The sequence below is a fragment of the Nocardia sp. NPDC050408 genome, assembly GCF_044458905.1.
Classification (GTDB): Bacteria; Actinomycetota; Actinomycetes; order Mycobacteriales; family Mycobacteriaceae; genus Nocardia.
The window spans coordinates 1-22,115 of record NZ_JBITIL010000034.1; the positions used below are offsets into that span (position 1 = coordinate 1).

Annotated in this window: 13 protein-coding genes; 11 read left to right on the plus strand and 2 right to left on the minus strand. The window is 66.5% G+C overall.

From position 1 onward, the window contains the following. Nucleotides 1-140: 140 nt before the first annotated feature. Entirely contained in the window at nt 141-1,493 is a 1,353-nt protein-coding gene (locus tag ACIBJI_RS40760) for an MFS transporter (RefSeq protein WP_364350708.1), read from the plus strand. Here ACIBJI_RS40760 and ACIBJI_RS40765 read toward each other — a convergent pair. Then, entirely contained in the window at nt 1,483-1,986 is a 504-nt protein-coding gene (locus ACIBJI_RS40765) for a hypothetical protein (protein ID WP_364350711.1), read from the minus strand. The genes ACIBJI_RS40760 and ACIBJI_RS40765 overlap by 11 nt on opposite strands. Nucleotides 1,987-2,090: 104 nt before the next feature. Between ACIBJI_RS40765 and ACIBJI_RS40770 the strand changes: the two genes are divergently transcribed. The 4 genes from ACIBJI_RS40770 to ACIBJI_RS40785 all read left to right on the plus strand — a co-directional run bounded on the left by ACIBJI_RS40770 (nt 2,091) and on the right by ACIBJI_RS40785 (nt 9,369). Continuing rightward, nucleotides 2,091-3,749 carry a DUF4185 domain-containing protein gene (locus ACIBJI_RS40770; RefSeq protein WP_397088472.1) on the plus strand — a complete coding sequence of 553 codons (1,659 nt, stop codon included), beginning with the start codon at nt 2,091-2,093 and terminating at the stop codon, nt 3,747-3,749. 85 nt (nt 3,750-3,834) lie between these two features. Further along, complete coding sequence (locus ACIBJI_RS40775; RefSeq protein WP_397088474.1) at nt 3,835-7,419, plus strand: hydantoinase B/oxoprolinase family protein; 3,585 nt, start codon at nt 3,835-3,837, stop codon at nt 7,417-7,419. An 89-nt stretch (nt 7,420-7,508) separates the two neighbouring features. Continuing rightward, nucleotides 7,509-8,429, plus strand: a complete 921-nt coding sequence (locus tag ACIBJI_RS40780) for an NAD(P)-dependent oxidoreductase (protein ID WP_364350720.1) — start codon at nt 7,509-7,511, stop codon at nt 8,427-8,429. A gap of 124 nt (nt 8,430-8,553) precedes the next feature. Next, entirely contained in the window at nt 8,554-9,369 is an 816-nt protein-coding gene (locus tag ACIBJI_RS40785) for a hypothetical protein (protein WP_364350723.1), read from the plus strand. An 18-nt stretch (nt 9,370-9,387) separates the two neighbouring features. Here ACIBJI_RS40785 and ACIBJI_RS40790 read toward each other — a convergent pair whose 3' ends face one another. Then, on the minus strand, nt 9,388-10,848 hold the full coding sequence (locus ACIBJI_RS40790; RefSeq protein WP_364350726.1) for a CCA tRNA nucleotidyltransferase: 1,461 nt from the start codon (nt 10,846-10,848) through the stop codon (nt 9,388-9,390). A 372-nt stretch (nt 10,849-11,220) separates the two neighbouring features. Between ACIBJI_RS40790 and ACIBJI_RS40795 the strand changes: the two genes are divergently transcribed. The 6 genes from ACIBJI_RS40795 to trxB all read left to right on the plus strand — a co-directional run bounded on the left by ACIBJI_RS40795 (nt 11,221) and on the right by trxB (nt 22,055). Then, nucleotides 11,221-11,757 (plus strand): NUDIX hydrolase, encoded by a 537-nt coding sequence (locus ACIBJI_RS40795; RefSeq protein ID WP_062981726.1) that lies wholly within the window; start codon nt 11,221-11,223, stop codon nt 11,755-11,757. Further along, complete coding sequence (locus ACIBJI_RS40800; RefSeq protein ID WP_364350731.1) at nt 11,754-14,429, plus strand: DUF6049 family protein; 2,676 nt, start codon at nt 11,754-11,756, stop codon at nt 14,427-14,429. The genes ACIBJI_RS40795 and ACIBJI_RS40800 overlap by 4 nt, the downstream gene beginning before the upstream one ends. A 781-nt stretch (nt 14,430-15,210) precedes the next feature. Continuing rightward, a complete protein-coding gene (locus ACIBJI_RS40805; protein ID WP_364350734.1) occupies nt 15,211-19,062 on the plus strand; it encodes a lipid II flippase MurJ in 3,852 nt (1,283 codons plus the stop codon). A 452-nt stretch (nt 19,063-19,514) separates the two neighbouring features. Next, complete coding sequence (sigM, locus tag ACIBJI_RS40810) at nt 19,515-20,048, plus strand: RNA polymerase sigma factor SigM (protein WP_397088482.1); 534 nt, start codon at nt 19,515-19,517, stop codon at nt 20,046-20,048. A 96-nt stretch (nt 20,049-20,144) separates the two neighbouring features. Next, a complete protein-coding gene (locus ACIBJI_RS40815; protein ID WP_364350737.1) occupies nt 20,145-20,960 on the plus strand; it encodes a hypothetical protein in 816 nt (271 codons plus the stop codon). A 108-nt stretch (nt 20,961-21,068) separates the two neighbouring features. Then, nucleotides 21,069-22,055: a thioredoxin-disulfide reductase gene (gene trxB, locus ACIBJI_RS40820; RefSeq protein WP_364350740.1), complete on the plus strand. Its 987-nt coding sequence runs from the start codon at nt 21,069-21,071 to the stop codon at nt 22,053-22,055. The last annotated feature ends 60 nt before the right edge of the window (nt 22,056-22,115 follow it).

Genomic DNA, 22,115 nt, shown 5'->3' on the forward strand with positions numbered 1-22,115 from the left:
GAAGCGCATGCGACGAAGTCGCGAGTCTCGACGGCTCGGACGCGAGACACCAGGGGGCCGCGAACACGCAGCGCCGAAGGCGCTGCCATTAAACAGAGCCGCGCCGGAGGTAGGGCACTCCAACCCAGTAGCCTCTGGGCGTGTCTACTGGTCGCCCCAACGGCTCCACTCCCGCGGATGAGCGGCCGGTTTCGCTGCATACGGCGCTGCGCGAGAGTCCCGGCGTATTGCGGTTGGCGCTGATCCGCTTTACCGGTCAGTTCGGTGATGGCATGTTCCAGGCGGCGCTGTCCGGTGCCATTCTTTTCAACCCGGAGCGGGAGACCGATCCGCTCGCCATCGCGGCCGCGTTCGCGGTGCTGCTGCTGCCGTATTCGCTGATCGGGCCGTATGCCGGTGCGCTGCTGGACCGGTGGGATCGGCGGGCGGTGCTGCTTGTCGCCAATGTGCTGCGGGCGGTGCTGATCGCTGCGGTGAGTGTCGGACTGCTTGCGGGCAGTAGTGCGACGCCGTTGTTGTTGCTCGCGCTCGCCGTGGTGGGAGTCAGTAGGTTCGTGCTCTCGGGCGTGTCCGCGGCGCTGCCGAGGGTGCTCGATCAGCACTGGCTGGTGCCCGCGAATTCGGTGCTGGCCACGGTGGCGTCCGGCTGTGCCGGTGTCGGCGCGGCCGCGGCGGTCGCGATCATCGGGTTGATCGGCGCGGGTGATTTCGCATCGGCGGTCGCGGTGGCGATCAGTGCGGTGTGGTCGGTCTGCGGTGCGGTATTCGCGGCCGGATTCGGGGCCGGGGCGCTGGGGCCGGAGCGTGGGACTGCGGCGCGCGGCAGTGCCGTGCGCGCGATCGCGACCGGTCTGCGCCACGGTGCGGGCGCGGTCTGGGGAGCTGTTCAGGTCACCACCGCGATGCTCGGCATCGGCACGCATCGGATCGTATTCGGCACCAATACGTTGATCATGGTGCTGGTGCTGCGGCAGGCGCCGGTCGACGGCGGCGGCGCGAATACCGGACTGACCCGGTTCGGACTCGCCATCGGCTGCACCGCGGCGGGCATGTTGGTGGCGGCGGTGGTCGCACCGGTATTGATTCCGCGGCTCGGCCGGTCGCGCACGGTGGTGCTCGGGCTGTTGACCGCGACCGTGGTGCAGTTGGCGCTGGTCACCCCGACCGCGATCGCCTCCACCGGAACCGCGGCGCATCGGGCGCATCAATTGCTGTTGGTGGCTGCCTTCCTACTCGGGCTCGCGGGGCAGACCATCAAACTGACCGGCGATGCGACCATGCAGATCGATATCGATGACACCAGGCGCGGTCAGGTTTTCGCCTTGCAGGACACCGTATTCAATATCGCGTTCGTACTGGCGATCGCGCTCACCGCATTGGTGATCCCGGAGGATGGGCGCTCGATCGCAGTTGTGCTTGTCGGCGCCGGTATCTATTGCGCGGGGATCGCGGCCATTGCCTTGAACAATCGGCGCTCGCCGGTCACTGGCTGAATGGCATTGTCGGGTAGCCGGATTCATCGACCGACCAGGGCCGGTGATCCCGCAGCGCTGCGACCTGTTCGATCGAGGCATGCGGATCCGGCCATTGCGAATCCTGCGGCGGCTCATCGTCATTCGCCAAGGCTGCACCGAATTCGTCGGCGGCGAGGTGATCCAGCTCCGGCTCGGTGCGCTCGATCCAGGCCAGATCTTCGCTGCCCGCATCGGTCGGACTCCCGGTGATCTGGTGATTCCAGGTGCCGTTGCCAATGGGGTCGGTGAAGAAATGGTCGGGTACACCGTCGTCGTCCAGATCCAGCCCGGCCACATCGGCGATGCCGGTGCCGTCCGAATCCCACAGCACGTCATCGACCAGGCCGTCGCCGTCGAAGTCGAGTGCCACCGCATCGCCCAGTCCCGACCCGGATAGATCCAGATCCGCCTGACTGGCCCAGACGTGGACCGTGCCGTCACCGGTCCCGAATACGTACTCGATCTCGCTCATATCTGATTGGACGCGACTGCGCCCCATCCGGTTCCCCCCTTCGCGCCATTCGGTCGGGTAAGTTGATCTCCCATCGACCCGAATCGACAGGGAGTCAACAAGGAATGGGATTTCGGCCGAGCGGTACGCGTGCGTCCGCGTCGGCGGCCAAGCATCCCTGTGCGCCCGTAATCCTCGGTGTAATGCTCGCCGGAGCGCTGACCGTACCGGCTCCAGTCGCGCAAGCCGCGCAGCATCCGTGGGCGCCACCGCCGGTGAACAGCTGTGGCGAGATCGGATTCGACCCGTTGAACCGGGCGCCGGACCCCAACGCACCGCCGCCTCCGCCGCTGCCCGAGCTGCCCCCGCAGATCGATATACCGGTGCCGATTCCCGAGATCACGCCGGTACCTGTCCCCGATCCGGCGCCGGACAACACCCGGATCGATCCGGAGCCACTGCCACCGGACCCATGTCGCAACCCGTGCCCGGATATTCGAGACACGCCGAAACCGCCAGATCCCGCCACTGAACCCAAACCGTCGGATCCCGCCACGGAGACAGAACCGGAAATCGCGCCCGACACCGGATCGAGTTCCGGATCCGGCTCGGGCTCGGGCTCCGGATCGAGTTCGGGTTCCGGCGCGCTCCGCCTGCCGCGCATAGCGTTCCGTCCGGAGATCGAACCCGTTCCGATCCCGGTGCCCGGCCCCGACGGAATCGAACCGCAACCCGCGCCGCCGCCGATCGTGCACCCGGCCGAACCCGGACCACTGACCGCCGCCATCGGCCCGCCGCTGCTGGAGTCGGTGGAGCTGGTCGGTCAGGTGACCGGGCACGGTTCGGCGAATCGCACCGATATGCGCTGGCAGGTCGACGGCACCGATCTCGGCATCATGTGGGAGACCAAACCGGGCGAGGTCGCCGTGGCCTTCGGCGATACCTTCGGCGACGGTTGGACCTTCGGTGGCGTCGGCGGGCCCGATTGGCGCAGCAATGTGCTCGGCTACAGCACCGACCACGACCTCGCCGACGGCCTCAGCATCGACACCATGGTGCAGGACAGCCGTTGTCACGCCACCGAACTGCTGTCCAGCCGCAAGATCAAGAACTGGGAGACGACCACCATCCCGACCTCCGGGTTCGCGATCGGACAGCGCCAGTTCATGAGCTACATGTCGGTGAACCACTGGAGCCGCATCCCCGGCCTGTGGTCGACCAACTACGGCGGGCTGGCGTACTCCGACGACAACGGCCGCACCTGGGTCAAGGATCAGCACGCCAGGTGGGACAACTTCTTCGGGCTCGGCCGGTTCCAGGTGACGGCCATGGTGCCGCAGGGCGACTACGTCTACATGTTCGGCACGCCCAACGGCCGCGTCGGGGTCATCGGCCTGGCCAGGGTGCGCAAGACCGAGGTGCTGAACAAATCGGCCTACCAGTACTGGGTGGGTGGGACCTGGGCGCCGGCGGTCGAAAACCAGGCCACGCCTCTGGTTGTCGGTATGGCAAGCGAGCTGTCGGTGCGCTTCGACAAGGGCAGCCGGCAGTGGCAGATGGTCTATCTGGATTCGGCGCGCGGTGCGATCGTGATGCGCACCGCGGCCAGCCCACAGGGCGCCTGGACCGATGGTGTCCAGCTGGTCTCTACCGACGACTATCCGAAGGCCTACGGCGGCTTCATCCATCCGTGGTCGACGAGCGAGGATCTGTACTTCACCATCTCGGCATGGGATAGCTACAACGTGTACCTCATGCACGCGAAACTCGATCCGCCGCACTGATCGCGCTCGGATCGACTCCGACGATGATTGGGTATGGTGCGGATGTGATCGACCAGCGCATACCCATTTCGCACGGGCGGCTCCGGTGACGAGCGAGACACCGGGCTGGCAGTTCTGGATCGATCGGGGCGGCACCTTCACCGATGTGGTGGCTCGCCGTCCCGACGGCAAGCTCGTTACACACAAGCTGCTCTCGGAGAATCCGGCGCGCTATGCCGATTCCGCGGTGGCGGGCATTCGCGAAATCCTCGCCGACGCGGGGGGCTCCGCCGAGATCGATGCCGTCCGGATGGGCACAACGGTCGCGACCAACGCGCTGCTCGAGCGCAAGGGTGAACGGACTGTGCTGGTCATCACGCGTGGCTTCCGCGATGCACTGCGCATCGCCTATCAGAATCGTCCGCAGATTTTCGCGCGCGAGATCGTGCTGCCGGAGTTGTTGCACGAGCGCGTGATCGAGGTGGACGAGCGCGTAACGGCGGACGGCACCGTGCTGAAACCACCGAACCTGGAGGCCCTCGCCGCCGAGCTGAAGCCGTTGTACGACAGTGGTATTCGTGCCGTCGCCGTCGTCTGCATGCATTCACATCTGTATCCCGAGCACGAACAGGCGATCGGCCGGCTGGCCCGGGATATCGGATTTCCGCAGGTCTCGCTGTCCAGCGAGGTGAGCGCGCTGATGAAGCTGGTGCCGCGCGGGGACACCACGGTGGTGGACGCCTATCTCTCACCGGTGCTGCGTCGCTATGTCCAGCAGGTCGCCGACCAGCTCACCGGTGTGCGGCTGATGTTCATGCAGTCCAACGGCGGACTCACCGAGGCCGGACAGTTCCGCGGTAAGGATGCGATCCTGTCCGGCCCGGCGGGCGGCATCGTCGGCATGGTTCGGATGTCCGAACTCGCCGGATTCGATCGGGTCATCGGTTTCGATATGGGTGGAACCTCCACGGACGTATCGCATTTCGCGGGTGAGTACGAGCGGGTGTTCATCACGCAGATCGCCGGTGTCCGGTTACGCGCGCCGATGCTCGATATCCATACCGTCGCGGCCGGTGGCGGTTCGATCCTGCACTTCGACGGCAGCCGCTACCGCGTGGGACCAGATTCCGCGGGCGCGGCACCCGGACCGGCCTGCTATCGCGGTGGCGGACCGCTCACCGTCACGGATGCCAATGTGATGCTCGGTCGAATCCAATCCGCGCATTTTCCACGGGTTTTCGGGCCGGAGGGCAACGAACCGCTCGATGATGCGCTGGTGCGCAACCGATTCGCGGAACTGGCCGCCGAAATCGCGGAGAGCACCGGTGACGATCGCACACCGGAGCAGGTCGCCGAGGGCTATCTCGAAATCGCGGTCGCGAATATCGCGGCCGCCATCAAGCGGATCTCGGTGCAGAAGGGCCACGATGTGACCCGGTACGCGCTGACCACCTTCGGCGGTGCGGGTGGCCAACTCGCCTGTAAAGTGGCCGATTCCCTCGGCATTCGCACGGTTGTGGTGCCGCCGATGGCCGGTGTGCTCTCGGCTCTCGGCATCGGTCTCGCCGATACCACCGCCATGCGCGAGCGTTCGGTGGAGTTGCCGCTGCGCGACGAGTCGATGGAGCGTGTCGTCGAGATCGCCGATGATCTGGAGGCCATCACGCGCGCCGAACTACTCGGTGAGGACGTACCCGCGCACCGGGTGCGCATCGTGCGGCGCGCCCAGCTGCGCTACGACGGCACCGACACCACGCTCACCGTCGAACTCACCGAACCGACGCAGATGGCAACGGATTTCGTCGAACGCCATCGGAGCACCTATTCCTTCGTGCTGGACCGCCCGATCGTGATCGAGGCGCTTTCGGTCGAGGCGACCGGACTCACCGAACCACCCGATCTCGCCGACCTCGCCGGACCGCGCTCGGCCACCGGCGAGTCGGAGTCGGTGTGGCTGCATACCGGAGGCGCTCGACGCGAAGTATTCCTTTATCGGCGTGCCGAATTGATGCCGGGGCGGGCGGTGCGCGGACCCGCGATCATCACCGAGGCCAACTCCACCACGGTCGTCGACGACGGTTGGCAGGCCGTGGTGAACGACCTCGGCCATCTGATCATGGAACGGGTCGCCGCGGTGGCCGGACCGGAGGCGGACACCGAAGCGGATCCGGTGCTGCTGGAGGTCTTCAACAATCTGTTCATGTCCATCGCCGAGCAGATGGGCGCGCGGCTGGAGTCGACCGCGCAGTCGGTCAATATCAAAGAGCGCCTGGACTTCTCGTGCGCGCTCTTCGATCCTGACGGCAATCTCGTCGCCAATGCGCCGCATATCCCGGTGCATCTCGGATCGATGGGGACCAGTGTCAAGGAGGTTATCCGGCGCAGGCAGGCCGGGGGCATGCGTCCCGGCGACACCTATGCGGTCAACGATCCCTACCACGGCGGCACCCATCTGCCCGATGTCACGGTGATCACGCCGGTATTCGATACCGCAGGCACCGAGATCCTCTTCTATGTCGCATCACGCGGTCATCACGCCGAGATCGGCGGTATCGCGCCCGGTTCGATGCCGGCCAACAGTCGTCGCATCGAGGAGGAGGGCGTTATCTTCGACAACTGGCTGCTCGTCGAGGACGGCCGGTTCCGGGAGGATGAGACGCTGCGGTTGCTGACCGAAGCGCCGTATCCCTCCCGCAATCCGGCCACCAATATCGCCGATCTGCGGGCCCAGATCGCCGCCAATGCCAAGGGTGTCGAAGAAGTCCGGAAGATGATCGAGCACTTCGGACTCGATGTCGTCGAGGCGTATATGCGGCATGTGCAGGACAATGCGGAGGAATCGGTGCGGCGCGTCATCGATGCGCTCGACGACGGCGAATACGCCTATGCGACCGACCTGGGTGCGACCATTCGCGTTCGGATCACCGTGGATCGGGAAAACCGCAGCGCCACTATCGATTTCAGTGGTACCTCCGGGCAGCTCGACGGTAACTTCAACGCCCCCTATGCCGTTGTGAACGCGGCGGTCCTGTATGTCTTCCGCACGCTGGTCGCCGACGATATTCCGCTCAACGACGGCTGCCTGCGACCACTGCGGATCATCGTGCCGCCCGGTTCGATGCTCGCGCCCGAACCGGGCGCCGCGGTCGTCGCGGGCAATGTCGAGACCTCCCAGGCGATTACCGGCGCGCTGTACGCGGCGCTCGGGGTGCAGGCCGAGGGGTCGGGCACGATGAACAACATCACCTTCGGCAATGATCGCAGCCAGTACTACGAGACGATCGGATCCGGATCCGGTGCGGGCGACGGCTTCGACGGCGCGCCGGTGGTCCAGACCCATATGACCAACTCGCGGCTCACCGATCCGGAAGTGCTGGAGTGGCGGCTGCCGGTGCTGCTCGAGGAGTTCTCGGTACGGGCGGGTAGCGGGGGCTCCGGGCGATGGCGTGGCGGTGACGGAGCGGTGCGTCGACTGCGGTTCACCGAAGCGGTGACGGTCTCGACGCTGTCGAGTCACCGTCGGGTGCCGCCGTACGGCATGGCGGGCGGCGCGCCCGGCGCACTCGGCCGAAACCGGATCGAGCGTGCCGATGGCACGGTGCAGGACCTGAGCGGGGCGGATTCGGCGCACCTCGACCCCGGGGATGTGCTGGTCATCGAGACGCCCGGCGGCGGCGGGTACGGGAACTGATCACGGTCGGCGCGCCGCCCTGGCATGCTTTTCGAGAGTGAGGTAGCTCACATTCGACAGTGTCACGTCGGAAGGAGGTCAGCTGTCTGATGACCATGAACGACAACAAGAACGTATTGCTGGCCGGGGCGAGCGGAGTGCTGGGCGCCCACATCACCACCGCTCTCCGGCAGTCCGGCTACACGGTGATTTCGCTGTCCCGCGGCGCCGGGGCCGATGTCCAGGCCGATCTGATGAATCGCGACCAACTGCTGCGCGCGGTCGAGGGCCGCACCGTCGACACCGTGGTGCACGCGGCGACGGCACTGCGCAAGGCGCCCATGCGGCACAAGGATATGTACGCGACCAATGAGCTGCGGATCACCGGCACCGCCAACCTGCTGGAGGCCGCGCGCGCCGTCGGTGCCCGGCGGGTCATCGCCGAATCCGTGGTCCTCGGTTACGGCTACGGCGATTTCGGCGATCACGTGCTCACCGAGGACGACCCCTTCGCATCGACCGGCGACAAAGCAGTGGAACCCCACCTCGAAGGCATGCGGGTCAAGGAAGAGCTGATGCTGAATGCCGATGGGATCGAAGGGATCTCATTGCGCTACGGCATGTTCTACGGCGCGGGCGGCACAGAGGCCATTATCGAGATGCTGCGCAAGCGACAGCTGCCGACGGTGAACGATCACGGACGGGTGCTGCCGTGGGTCGATCTGGCCGATGCGGGTGCGGCGGTGGCGCTGGCCGTCGAAGGCGGAAAGCCCGGTGCCGCATACAACATCGTGGACGACACCCCGCTCGGCTTTGGTGCATACGTCAAGCTGGTGGCCGAAACCTTCGGCACACCAAAGCCATTGACCGTACCGGCCTGGATGATGCGGCCCATGTCGTACGCCTACCGCATGACGCAGGCCAGTATGCGAGTGTCCAACGCCAAGGCGAAGACGGAGCTCGGTTGGACACCGCGCTATCCGTCCTGCGCCGATGGCATGCGCGCTTTGGCCGCCGCGCAGCACGGCTAGCCGATCAGCGCGTAGAGCCGCGAGCCGCCGAGGCGCGTCATTCTGTGGATACGCACAATTGCCCGCATCGTCACAGCCGCGAACGTGGTCGGGTGCGCCGACGCCAAGTACGCTCGGAGCAATCATGGCCACGTACTTCGATCCGACGTCATGGTCACCGATGCGGGCCGTCGACATGGGTAAACGCCTCTTCGATCAATCACTGCTCGAACAATGGCTCGCCTACACCACTGCCTGGGTGGATCCATTGGCCGATTTCGGCGCGGGCACTGTGACCGCACTCATGCCGGACGTACTGATGACGGTGCTCAGCGAGGGCATTCTGAGCCGTTTCGGCGGCCAGGAGGTCAGCGCCACCCTGCTCGGCCACGATCTGCACGCGACCCTGCAGGTGCTCAAGGTGCGCCGACGCGGCGCGCATTTCCAGACCAAGACAGTGCTGTCGCGGCTGCGCTGGGACGATCACCCGATCGAACAGGTCACCGTGATCGCGCACGGCGTTCGGCTGGTGCCCGGCGTGCCGACGAAGGCGCGGGTGCAGCAGCTGGATCTGAACGGGACCGTCACCACCGCGGCGCTGGTGGGCTGGCTCGATACCCAGCAGCTCGATTGGAAACTCGACATCGACGCGAGCGGATTGATCCGGGCGAAGCATCGAAGGCGCCCGATCAGTGCGCTGGTGGAGGCGCAAGTGCGCGACAACTTGCTGACCGTCGATATCCACCGGGCGAACTGGTTGGGCATCCGAGTCCCGCGAAAGCTGGTAACCGCGCCGGCGATCCCGCTGGATCGGCTACCGAATGACGCGCGCATCGTGCACGCCACCCGCGAGGGCGATCTGGTCCGGTTCCGCGTCGAGCTGCCGGGGATCATCGGATCATTCGATCTGGCACAGATCCGCTCGGCCATCGTGGCGGGCACCACGCTGATCATCTTCTGACCGAGGTGGCGATTGCGTTCAGACCTGGGCTTTCCACCATTCCAGCAGCGCGGCCTCGGCCTCATCCCTGGTGAGCGGTCCGCGATCCAGGCGCAATTCCTTCAGGTATCGCCACGCGTTGCCGACCTCGGGACCGGCGGGAATGCCGAGCAGTTCCATGATCGCGTTGCCGTCCAGGTCCGGACGCACCCGATCCAGATCCTCCTGCTCCTGCAGTCTGGCGATCCGCGTCTCCAGCTCGTCATAGGTGGCGCGCAGTGCGGCGGCGCGACGCTTATTGCGGGTGGTGCAGTCGGCGCGGACCAGTTTGTGCAGCCGAGGTAACAGGTCAGCGGCATCGGTGACGTAGCGGCGCACCGCCGAATCGGTCCACTGTCCCTTGCCGTAGCCGTGGAAACGCAAGTGCAGGAAGACCAGTCGCGCCACGTCCTCGGTGAACTGCTTGGAGTACTTGAGCGCGCGCAATCGCTTGCGCACCATTTTCGCGCCGACCACCTCGTGGTGATGGAAGCTGACCCCGCCGCCCGGTTCATTGCGCTTGGTATCGGGCTTGCCGATATCGTGCAGCAGCGCGGCCCAGCGCAGCACCAGATCCGGATCGCCCTCCTCCAAGTCGATGGCCTGCTGCAACACGGTCAGCGAATGCCAGTAGACATCCTTGTGCTGGTGGTGCTCGTCGATCTCCAGCTTCATGGCGGGCACCTCGGGCAGCACCAACTGGGCCAGGCCGGTCTCGCACATGATGTTGATGCCGTCGATCGGATGCGCGGAGGCGATGAGCTTATCCAGTTCGGTGCGCACCCGCTCGGCGGTGATCCGCTCGAGCTCACCCGCCATGGCGGCGATCGCGGCCCGCACCCGCGGCTCTAGTTCGAAACCGAGCTGCGCGACGAACCGCGCGGCCCGCAGCATCCGCAGCGGATCGTCGTGGAACGAATCCTCCGGCGCCGCAGGCGTATCCAGCATTCCGGCGAGCAGCGCGTCCATCCCGCCGAGTGGATCGACGAATTCCAGCGACCCATCGGCGCCGATCTTCACCGCCATCGCATTGACCGTGAAATCGCGCCGCACCAGATCACCCTCGAGCGAATCACCGAAAGTGACCTCGGGATTGCGCGACACCCGGTCATAGGTGTCGCTGCGGAAGGTGGTGATCTCCAACTGCTGATCGGCCTTCGACGCACTCACCGTGCCGAATGCCAACCCGCCGGTATCCCACAGATGATCGGCCCACCCGCGCAACAACTCCTGCACCTGCTCGGGCCTGGCATCGGTGGTGAAATCCAGATCCGTCCCCAAACGCCCGAGCACCGCATCGCGCACACTGCCCCCGACCAGGTACAGCTCATACCCGCGCGCGGCGAACAACTCGCCCAGCGGCGTCAACACCTCGGACAACCGTCCCAGCGTGACCGCGGCCGCGGCCAGCAATCGGGTACGTCGATCCAACGCTGCATCCTCGGACTTGGGCGAAACCACGAAGCAGCAGCTTACCGAGCCCGCACAACCGATATTCCAGCGCAACCCACGCAGCGCGCAGATATATAAGGCCAGACGCATCCGGCGCGGGTGGAGGTACCGAGTCGTCGAACATCCAGCACCTCCTCGGACACGAACACTCAGGTCGCGACCTCGGCACCCACACAACTCCAACGGAGCGAGTCCGACGAGCGAGGAGTTGGCGGCCCGTCTCGCGATCGAGTGGCCGAAGCGCGGGTGCTGCAGGCGCGAGTCTCGGCCGCTGAGGCTGTGTACATCCGGCGCCGAACGATCCGCACTTCGGTGACCACCACGGGACCGAGGAGTTGGCGGCGCCGGAGGCGCGGCAATTCAGCACAGTAGGATTGCGTGGTGTCTCCGGCCGATCGCGCGAACAGTCGACGCCGCCAGCCCCGGCGCCGCGGTTCGGCCGCCAATGCGGCGAAACCTCGCATGCGCACGGTACGGGAAACCTCGGCGGGTGGACTCGTGGTCGACGGGTTGGACGGGCCGAGCGATAAACGCAGTGCGGCGTTGATCGGGCGGACCGATCGGCGTGGCAGACTGCTGTGGTCGCTGCCCAAGGGACATATCGAAGAGGGGGAGACGCCCGAGCAGACCGCGATCCGGGAAGTCGCCGAGGAGACCGGAATAAATGGGATAGTGGTCGCCGAACTCGGCAGCATCGATTACTGGTTCGTTACCGAGGGTCGCCGGGTACACAAGACCGTGCATCATTATCTGCTGCGCTCCATCGGTGGTGAGCTCTCCGATGCTGACGTCGAGGTCACCCAGGTGGCGTGGGTTCCGTTGAGCGAATTGGATTCTCGGCTCGCCTATGCCGATGAGCGGCGCCTCGCCGAAGTGGCGAATCGGATGATCGACCGGATGGAGACCGGCAAGAGATGACCCAGACTTTCCGGCATCGCGCAGCGATTCCGTGGGGGGTGGTGGTCGGGCGACGGGTGGGCCTGTTCCGGATCATCGCTGCGGTCCTGACCATTCTCGGCTCGGCACCGGCGGTTCCGGTATTGCTCGCCCAGCCCGCCGCCGCCCAGCCGACGACGCCGAATAGTTCGTCGTCGCCGAAATTCCTGAAGCTGACCCTGGATTCGGTGAATCCGGCCGCGGTGACCACCACCAGCGATCCGACGTTGACGGTCGCGGGGACCGTCACCAATATCGGTGATCGGGTGGTGCAGGACATCAGCGTCCGCATCCAGCGGGCCGCCGCGGTGTCGACACCCAGTGCGCTGCGCTCGACGCTGCGCCTGGATCAGGTCAACTACGACGTGACCGGTCCGTTCGAAGATATCGCCGATCGCTTGAGTCCCGGCCAGCGCAAACAGTTCACGATCAGCATCGCGTTGCGCTCCAACGGCGGTGCGCCCGCGCTGGATATCAGCAAGCCCGGCGTTTATCCGCTGCTGCTGAATGTCAATGGTGAACCGGCCTACGGCACCCAGGCCCGCCTCGACGACGCGCGTTTCCTGCTGCCGGTGCTCGGCGTGCCGCCCGCGGTCGATATCAACTCGCCGGTGCCCGCCACGCCCGATACCCCGGTGGCGACGACACTGCTGTGGCCGCTGGCCGACCGCCCGCGGCTGGTCGCCGGTGTCACCGGCCCACTCAACGGAAAGGCCGAGCTCACCGATGACGAACTGGCCGCATCGCTGGGCAAGGGCGGACGGCTGGATCAATTGCTCGGTGCCTTGGAATCGGTGCTCGGCACCAATCCGGCCAGTCGCGATCGCACGCTGAACTCGGCGGTCTGCGTCGCGATCGATCCCGATCTGCTGATCACCGCGCAGGTGATGACCAAGGGGTATCGCGTACTGGCCAGCCCGTCCGATCCGGACGGTGCGACCAGGGCGGGCACCGGCGCCGACCAGGCCCAGACCTGGCTGGACCGATTGCGCGCGGTCGCCGCATCGACCTGTACGGTCGCGCTGCCCTTCGCGCAGGTCGATCTCACCGCACTGGCCGCGGTCGACGATCCCGAACTGTCCACCCGGGCGCTGAACGATCCCGCCGATATCGTCGATTCGATCCTGGCCACCAAATCGGTGCGCGGGGTGAGCGTGCCGGATTCCGGCAGTATCGATGAGAGCGCGGGAATGTTGTTGCGCGGCCACGGTTTCGGAACCGCCGTAGTGGCCGATAACGCCGCCGTCCCGCTCGGCACCGCCGGTGCCTCGACGGATTCGGAGCCGATCACCACCGGACGCGGCGGCAACGGTAATCAGAGCACCGCCAACCAGACCACCGCGACTCAGCCGCTGCCGGAGACGAGCACGCCGGATGTGGTCCGGCTCGCCGAGATCGCCCCGGTTTCCGTCACGCCGGAGCCCACGCCGGAACCGCAGACCAGCGCGACACCGACCACATCCGCGCCCACGACCAGCGCCGCCCCTTCCAGCACCCAGACCCCGCCCGCCAATCCACCCGCCGATCCGGCATTGCATGCGGCGAGCTTCGATATCTGGTCCGCGACGGCCCTCGCCGCCGTCGGCTCCAACCCACCGACGCCGTCGTTCACTCCGGCACGCGTCCGCTACGACGTCACCAACGACTCCCGAATGGCCCGCCTGCAGGACGCACTCGGCGCCATCACCTGGTCCGCGCTGAACCCGGAACCGAACCGCCCGCGCTCCTTGCTGCTGGTGCCGCCGCAGCAGTGGAGCGCGAACCGGGAAGAGGCCACCGCGATCCTGAAGCAGGTCGACCTGCTGCTGCGCAATAACCTGGCGACCCCGCGCACGCTCGCCGAGCTGGTCGCCGAATCGCCCGACGCACAGCCGCACGAACCCGACTATCTGCCGCAGGCCGCCCATGACGCAGTACCGGAGCGCTTCGTGTTCCCGGTCCGCGACCAGGGCCGTCGGATCACCGATCTCATGCGCTCGCTCGTCGAGGTGCCCGAGAACGAGCCGACGCCCAACCAATATCTGACCCCGCTGCGCGACGATCTGCTGCGCGTAATGACCCTCTCGGACCGGCGCTCCGGCGATTCCGCACAGCCGGACACCTATGCCCAGCGCCGACTCGACCAGACGACACGCACGCTGGGCCGGCTCTACGGTTCGGTCACTGTGCTGCCGCCCGGCGGGGTGTACACCTTGGCCTCCGAACAGAGCCCATTGCTATTGGTCGCACGCAACGATCTGCCGGTCGCCATTCGGGTCCGGTTCCGGATCGAGGCGCCGACGGAGACGAAAATCACCGATCCGGGTGAGGAGACGCTGCCCCCCACCGGAAGCCGATCGTTCCAGATCCCCACCGAGGTCACCGATAGCCGTAACCTGGTCATTCCGATCTCCCTTACCACGTCCGACGGCGTCGCACTCGGCAATCCCACCTCGGTCTCGGTGCGTTCGAACGCTTACGGTCAGACCTTGGCAATAATTACGGCGTGTGCCGGAATACTGCTGTTCTTGTTGGCCGGGCGCCGGTTGTGGCGTCGGTTCCGCGGACAGCCGGATCCGGCCGACGAGGGTTTCGATCCGGGCACTCGACGCCGGGTGAATAGGTACCGACGGGCGCGCATGCGTGTACAGCGGGAGCAGCAGGAGGCGGGATGAGGACGAGGACACCTCGCTCATGCTCGGCTGTCGTCGCTGTGCTCATTCGACCGACCGGTAGGCAGTCGGTTGCCGCCGATCGGTGCCGACCCCGCACCGCGCATGGCATCGTGGAGGACAATCGCGTAACACCCTGGGCGTCATTCGGCCCGGCGGCGGGGGATGGCATGGCGCAGGAGGCACGATGAGCGACGATGATCTATCCGCTCATCGGCAACCACCTGTTGATCGCCCCGACGGACCCCCGGCCCGCCGGGCGCCCTCGGCACCCTGGGAACGGCCCCTGGCGCAGCCACCGGCGGAACCGGAGGACGCGCAGATGACTCCCGATGAACATTTCGGCGATTCGCCGCGCGTACCCCAGGTGAGTCGTCCCGGTCAGCCGCAGCGACCGGTGCCGCCACCCCGCCCGGCACCGCGCGTCCCGCAGCCACCCACCGGACCGATGGCACCGCCGTCCGGCGCATTGCCCAGGCAACCTCGGCCGCAGCAGCGGCCGGTACCCCGTACACCGCAATATCCGGAACCGCAGCAGTATCCCGAACCCCGCCCGCATCCGAGTCAGCAGCCGCATCCGGGTCAGCGGCAATACCCGGCGCCGCCGCAACAGCCCGGCCCGGCCCGGCCACGTCCGATGCCGCAAGGTCAACCGATGCCGCCCGGACAGCCAGTACCTGGACCACCGGGCGCACCGCGGATGCCGCCTCAGCGTTTCGCGCCGCCGCCGAACTATCAGGCGCCGCGACCGAGCTATCAGACACCGCCGCCACAGCCCCCGGTCATGCGGCAGACCCCGGTCGAACGACAGCCCCTGGTCGAACGACAGCGACCGGTAGAGCATCAGCCGCCGGTCGAACGGCGGCAACCGGTTGAACAACAGCATCGTCCCGCACCTCGGGAAGCTGCGAGGCCGCGCACCCAGGAATGGCCCGCCGCACCCGCATCGGGGCCGGTCGCCACCGAAGCCAAACAGAACGCGAGTTCGCGCCTGCTGCGCGACTCCGGATCCATCGCGCTCGCCACCCTGATCAGTCGCGTCACCGGCTTCGGCAAACAGCTGCTGCTGCTGACCGCGCTCGGGCCGGCCGTCGCGAGTGCCTACACCTCGGCCAATCTCATCCCCAATATGATCACCGAGCTCGTCCTCGGCGCGGTCTTGACCGCGATGGTGGTGCCGACGCTGGTGCGCGCCGAACAAGAGGACGACGACGGCGGCGTCGCGTTCGTCCGCAGGCTGGTGACCGCCGCCTTCGCGGTGCTCGCCGCGGCCACCCTCTTCGCCGCGGCGGCCACGCCGCTGCTTGCGACCAGAGTCTTCGTCTCCTCGGACGGCAAGGTCAACACCGAACTGACCACGGCGCTGACCTATCTGTTGGTGCCCGCCATCCTGTTCTACGGCATGTCGGCGCTGTTCACGGCGATCCTCAATACCCGCCAGAACTTCAAACCCGGGGCCTGGGCGCCGGTGCTGAACAACCTCGTCGTGCTGGTCGTGCTCGGTCTCTATGCCCTCACTCCGGGCGAGATCACGCTGGATCCGGTCCGGATGAGCGATCCGAAACTGCTGGTCCTCGGCGGTGGCATCACCCTCGGTGTGGCCACCCAGGCGCTGAGCCTGCTGCCCGCGATCAAGCGCAATCAGATCGATCTGCGTCCGCTGTGGGGTGTCGACGCGCGGCTCAAGCAGTTCGGCAAGATGGGTTCGGCCATCATCCTGTACGTGGTGATCAGCCAGATCGGTCTGATCGTCTCGAACCACATCGCCTCGGCGGCCGATGAGGCGGGCCCGGCGATCTATACCAATGCTTGGCTGCTGCTCCAACTGCCTTACGGCGTGCTCGGTGTCACGCTGCTCACCGCGATCATGCCGCGGCTGAGCCGCAATGCCGCCGCCGATGACACCCCCGCCGTCGTCGACGATCTGTCCGTCGCGACCCGCTTGACGATGATCGCCCTCGTTCCGGTGGTCACCTTCTTGACGCTGGCCGGACCGCAGGTCGGTGAGGCCCTGTTCGGTTACGCACGGTTCTCCGGCGACGCCGCACGCCTCGGTGAGGCCGTGAGCTGGTCGGCCTTCGCACTGATTCCGTATTCCTTGGTGCTGATCCATCTGCGCGTCTTCTACGCCAGGGAGCAGGCTTGGACGCCGACATGGATCATCCTCGGCATCACCACGATCAAGATCCTGTTCTCGGCGCTGGCACCGGTGTTGGCGAGCAGCAGCGATCAGGTCGTGATCATCCTCGGTGTCGCGACCGGACTCGGCTTCCTGGCCGGTGCCGTGATCGGCGGCTATCTGCTGCACCAGAGCCTCGGCGATCTACGCATGGTCAATGTCGGACGCACGGTGAGCCGCGTCCTGCTGTCCTCGATCGCGGGCGGCGCGGTCATGCTCATCGTGGACAAGGTGCTCGGACTCGACCGCCTCTCCGGCGGACCCGGCTCGCTGATCCGGGTCATCGTCTCGGCCATCGTGATGTTCGCGGTCGCCTTCGGGCTGATGCGCCTGGCCGGTATTCCGGAGATCGTCGCGATCACCGTCGCGATCTCCCGGCGTCTCGGCTTCACCCCGCCCGCCCCGGATCTCGATCTCGAGGGCCCGGTCGAGGACGAGTACGCGACACAGGTATTCCGGCGGCCCGAGCCGTATGTGGCATACCCTGGTTTCGACCCGTACATGGATGCCCAGACCATGGTGCTACCCGTGATCCGAGCTCATACCGTTGACAGCACCGGTATGGGTGAGTTCCCGTACCCTGTTCGGCAGAGAAGCACAAGTGGCGAGTTCGCCGGAACTTCGACATATCAGGGCGAAGGAGGAACGAGGGTGAGCGACGACGCGGCGCTGGGCGGCGTCCCAGCCGCCGAATCTGCTGCGACCAAGGCAGGCGGGCTCTCCACAGATGTTCCGCCCGCCGGGGAGGCCTCCGATCCCGCATACGCGAATCAGAGTGCCGATAACGGTCCGCCGGAGCACGATTCGGCGTCCGGACCCGGCGAGCAACCGCGGGAGGCCCCGCAGCGCGATCCGATGTACGACACCGGGATGATCCCGATCCCGCCGCAACTACCGCCGATGGACGACACCGGCCGAAGAACGCAGCGCGGACCCAAGCTGATTCCGGGCGCTTCCGTAGCGGGCGGCCGCTACCGGCTGCTCGCGAGTCACGGCGGCTCCCGCGGACTCAAGTTCTGGCAGGCGCTCGACATCAAGCTCGACCGCGAGGTCGCGCTCACCTTCGTCGACGCCGATCAAAAGGCCACCGACAACTCCGGTCACGACGGTCCGCAGGCCATACTGTCGCGCACGCTGCGGTTGGGCCGGATCAACTCGCCGGGCCTGGCTCGCGTACTGGACGTGGTGCGTGGCAGTTCCGGCGGCATCGTGGTGGCCGAATGGACGCCGGGCCGATCGCTGCGCGAAATGGCCGAGACGGTGCCGTCTCCCATCGGTGCCGCCCGTGCCATCCGGGCACTGGCCTCGGCCGCCGAGTTGGCGCATCGCGGCGGTGGTTCGCTGTCCATCGACCATCCGGACCGGGTCCGGATCAGCGCCACCGGTGACGCGGTACTCGCTTTCCCCGGCACGTTGTCCGATTCCGACGCGCAATCGGATGTGCGCGGCCTCGGCGCCATGCTCTACGCGCTGATCACCGCGCGATGGCCGATCCGCGCCGGTGGTATGACCGGTACCGCCGCGACGGTCGGCGGGTTGCGGCTGGCCGATTTCGGTTCCGACGGCACCCCCGTCGAGCCACGGCAGATCCGGCCCGAGGTGCCGTTCGAGATTTCGGCGGTCGCGGTCCGTTCGCTGGAATCGAATAAGGGTGTGCGCACCGCGGCGACCGTGCAGCATGTGCTCGAACAGGCCTCGGTGGTCGACCAGAAGACCGATTTCATTCCGGTGCTGCGCCTCGGGCAGCGTCCGCCGAGCGGCGCCGAGGAATCGCTCGCCGATCCGGAATTGCTTGCGGCCGAACGGGAACGCTCGCAGCGGATGATGTGGATCATGGTCGGGCTCGGCATCCTGGCCGCGCTGGTGGTCGGCATCATCATCTGGTGGATGGTCAGTGTCTTCGCACCGACTGCCTCGGACGCGCCGCTCAACGAGCAGCGCAATATCGGCCTCACCACGAACAGTTCACCCGCGCCCGCGCCGACCTCCGGTGGTACGACGGGGACGGCCGCGGGCGGGGTACCGGTTCCGGTGACGAGTGTGTCGGTCTTCTCCCCGGAGGGCACGCCCGACAATGTCGGCGGTACCGGTGCGGTGCTCGATCACGATCCGGGCACCGTCTGGCGCACCGATCAGTACTTTCAGCAGTTCCCGGCGCTCAAGAAGGGCGTCGGGCTGCTGGCCACCCTGCCGAGTCCGGCAAAGCTGACCAGCGTCTCGATCGAGTCGCCCAGTGCGGGCACCTCGGTCGAGATCCGCACCTCGCCGACGGCCTCGCCGACGCTGGACCAGACCCAGCTGATCGGTTCGGCACGACTAGAGAACGGCATCACCGAAATCCCGGTCCGCGGCGATCAGGCCGCCCGCTATGTGCTCGTATGGATCACCGGACTCGGCAACTCCGGTGGCCAGTTCCAGACCTCGATCGCCGATCTCCGCTTCGACGCCGCTGCTTGACCGCCTCCCCGAATACTCAGGCCATACCAGTAAGTTCCGCTAGGGCCGCCTTCAGGTCCTGCGTCGAGTGCCCATCGACTTTTGGGCGTACCCGACGAGTTACCCATGTCTCGCGAAACCAGTTGTCGCGTCTCGCATCCCGCCCGCAGGTGTCGATTTCCCCGGGCATACCGCACAATTCAGCCCGCACTGGTCTGGTTGCTGCCAATTCTTTACTAACGATATGATCTAGCCGCGCTCTCACAGCAGGGGGAGCTCCCCGGGTTCTGGTTGTTCGATCCTGGATGCTGCGAAATTTCGATGGCGGTCGCCCGTGTCCGTCATCGCCGTGAGAGCTGTCCAAGGGGTTGGTTTTGCCGTCCGAACTGAACGAGGATTCCCCCGGAGGGAAGTCGCGGCCTGTTGCGTTCCGCGAGCGTTCGTTCGTTCCCGACGAGCTCACCGACGTCGAATTGCTGCAAGCCCATGTGCGCGGTCAGCGGCATGCCTTCGCCGAACTGCTGCGCCGCCATAACGACCACCTCTGGCAGACCGCCCTGCGCGCCTCCTACACCCGCGAGGACGCCGCCGATTCGCTGCAGGACGCCCTGCTCTCGGCACACCGCACCGCCGCCAAATTCCGCGCGGAGGCCGAGGTGCGCAGCTGGTTGCACGCCATCGTGGTGAATGCCTGCCTGGACCGGATCCGGCGCAATAAGACTCGCCGCGCGGTATCGCTGTCGCCGGAGACCATGCCGGAACCGAAGGACACCCGCGACGATATCGCCGAACTGGAAATGTCACTCGTCGTCGACCGCGCCCTGTTCACGCTGCCGGAGGAGCAGCGGGCGGCGCTTGTCGCGGTGGAACTCGAGGGGCGTAGTGTCGCCGAGACGGCGGCGCTGCTCGGCGTTCCGGAGGGCACCATCAAGAGCCGATGCGCGCGGGGCCGGCAGCGGCTCCAAGAACGTTTGGAATTTCTGCGTGATCCGCGGAACCGGAAGTAGCTGAGATGCGTCATTAATAGTGACGGACTACCAGACGATGTACAGGCAGTGCCCGCGCCGTGCGGGCGGGCATCTATTCGAGAACCCGGAGGTGCGATGGCGAGCCGACCCGTTCCGCAGCCTCCGTTCTCACCCGAACTGCTCGCCGATCTACACGCCGACAATGTGGCGCCGGAGCTCAGTGAGCAACTGTGGCCGGTGGTCCGCAATGATCCGGACGCGCTTCGGTTCCTGAACTCGCTCGACGATGTCAGTGCCGAATTGCGCGCGCTCGGCCGGGACGAGCGCGTCATCCACGCCATGCCCGCCGATATCGCAGCCCGGCTGGAGGATTTCGTCGAAGGCCTCGATGCGGCGCAGGGGCCCATCGAGCAGGTCGCAACCGTCCATCGGCTGCCATCGGCCGCCACACGGCCGGAACCATCAGCTGCGGTGTGGCCCGAATCCGCCGATTACGCAAAGGATTCCGAGTACAAGGCGCCCATCCCGCTGACGCAACGCCGCACCCGCAACCTCCGCTGGCTCGCCGCCGCGGCCGCCGTAATCGCTGTCGTGGCCTGCGTCGCGGTCGTAATGGACGCGCTACGCGGGCACGAGGTGACGCCTAGCGCCCAACCGACCATCAGCAATGTCCAACTCGGTGATGAACTCGACGCCACCGTCGCACTCAGTGTCCTCGGTCGCAATGACGTCACCGGCGCACTCGGCACCCCGGCGGCCCTGAATCGATGCGTCCACGCCAACGGCCTGGATCGCACCGTGCTCGGTTCGACCAACACCACCTTCCAGGACAAGGATGCCGTGCTGATCCTGCTCACCGGCCCCCGTCCACACAAGATCACCGCGTTGGTCGTCGGAATCGGTTGCGGCGCCGACGATCCGCAGCAGTTGGCCCGCACCGATATCGGTTAGCGAGTGGGCGAGGTCACGTCGTGCGGTTGTCCCACATCACGTCGGGAACAACACCGTTTACCCTGTTGTTGACCGACACGTCTAATGAATCTCCCTCGGAAGGGTCACATGAGCAACGCAGTTCGCGACTTGATCATCGTCGGCTCCGGACCCGCCGGCTACACCGCCGCCGTCTACGCAGCCCGCGCCGAACTCCAGCCCCTGCTGTTCGAGGGCACCCAGTTCGGTGGCGCACTGATGACCACCACCGAGGTCGAAAACTTCCCCGGCTTCCGCGCGGGCATCATGGGCCCGGATCTGATGGAGGAGATGCGCGAACAGGCCAAGCGGTTCGGTGCCGATATCCGGACCGAGGATGTGGACGCCATTGACCTGAGCGGTCCGATCAAGACGGTCACCGTCGGCGATGAGACCCACCAGGCCTACGCCGTAATCCTCGCCATGGGCTCGGCCGCGCGCTACCTGAACGTCCCGGGTGAGCAGAAGCTGCTCGGCCGCGGTGTCAGCGCCTGCGCCACCTGCGACGGCTTCTTCTTCAAGGGCCAGGACATCGTCGTGGTCGGCGGGGGCGACTCCGCGATGGAGGAGGCGACCTTCCTCACCAAGTTCGCCAGCAGCGTCACCATCGTGCACCGCCGCGAGGAATTCCGCGCCTCGCGCATCATGCTGGAGCGCGCCAAGGCCAACGAGAAGATCAAGTTCGTACTCAATGCCGAGGTCGCCGCTGTCAACGGCGATACCAGCGTGGCCAGTCTGACCTTGCGCGATACCCGCACCGGCGAGACCTCCGAGCTGGCCGCGACCGGCCTGTTCGTGGCGATCGGCCACGACCCGCGCAGCGAGCTGGTCAAGGATCAGGTGGAGTTGGACGACGAGGGCTACGTGCAGGTGCTGCACCCCTCGACCGCGACCAAGGTGCCCGGTGTCTTCGCCGCGGGCGATCTGGTCGACCACACCTACCGCCAGGCCATCACCGCCGCCGGCACCGGCTGCCGCGCCGCGATCGACGCCGAGCGCTGGCTGGCCGAACAGGGTGACATCACCTCGAACACCCTGGATCACGCAGGCAACTCGGTTGCCGTGCCCGCCAACTGATCTCATCATTTTTGCACTACCCGCGGCGTGAGCGACGGGCCCGGAGGCGGAAGCTTGCGT

Coding starts and splice junctions, on each gene's coding strand:
- ACIBJI_RS40815 (WP_364350737.1), top strand. CDS start 20,145: ATGGCGAGCCGACCCGTTCCGCAGCCTCCGTTCTCACCCGAACTGCTC.
- trxB (WP_364350740.1), top strand. CDS start 21,069: ATGAGCAACGCAGTTCGCGACTTGATCATCGTCGGCTCCGGACCCGCC.
- ACIBJI_RS40780 (WP_364350720.1), top strand. CDS start 7,509: ATGACCATGAACGACAACAAGAACGTATTGCTGGCCGGGGCGAGCGGA.
- ACIBJI_RS40805 (WP_364350734.1), top strand. CDS start 15,211: ATGCGGCAGACCCCGGTCGAACGACAGCCCCTGGTCGAACGACAGCGA.
- ACIBJI_RS40800 (WP_364350731.1), top strand. CDS start 11,754: ATGACCCAGACTTTCCGGCATCGCGCAGCGATTCCGTGGGGGGTGGTG.
- ACIBJI_RS40765 (WP_364350711.1), bottom strand. CDS start 1,986: ATGAGCGAGATCGAGTACGTATTCGGGACCGGTGACGGCACGGTCCAC.
- ACIBJI_RS40770 (WP_397088472.1), top strand. CDS start 2,091: ATGGGATTTCGGCCGAGCGGTACGCGTGCGTCCGCGTCGGCGGCCAAG.
- ACIBJI_RS40785 (WP_364350723.1), top strand. CDS start 8,554: ATGGCCACGTACTTCGATCCGACGTCATGGTCACCGATGCGGGCCGTC.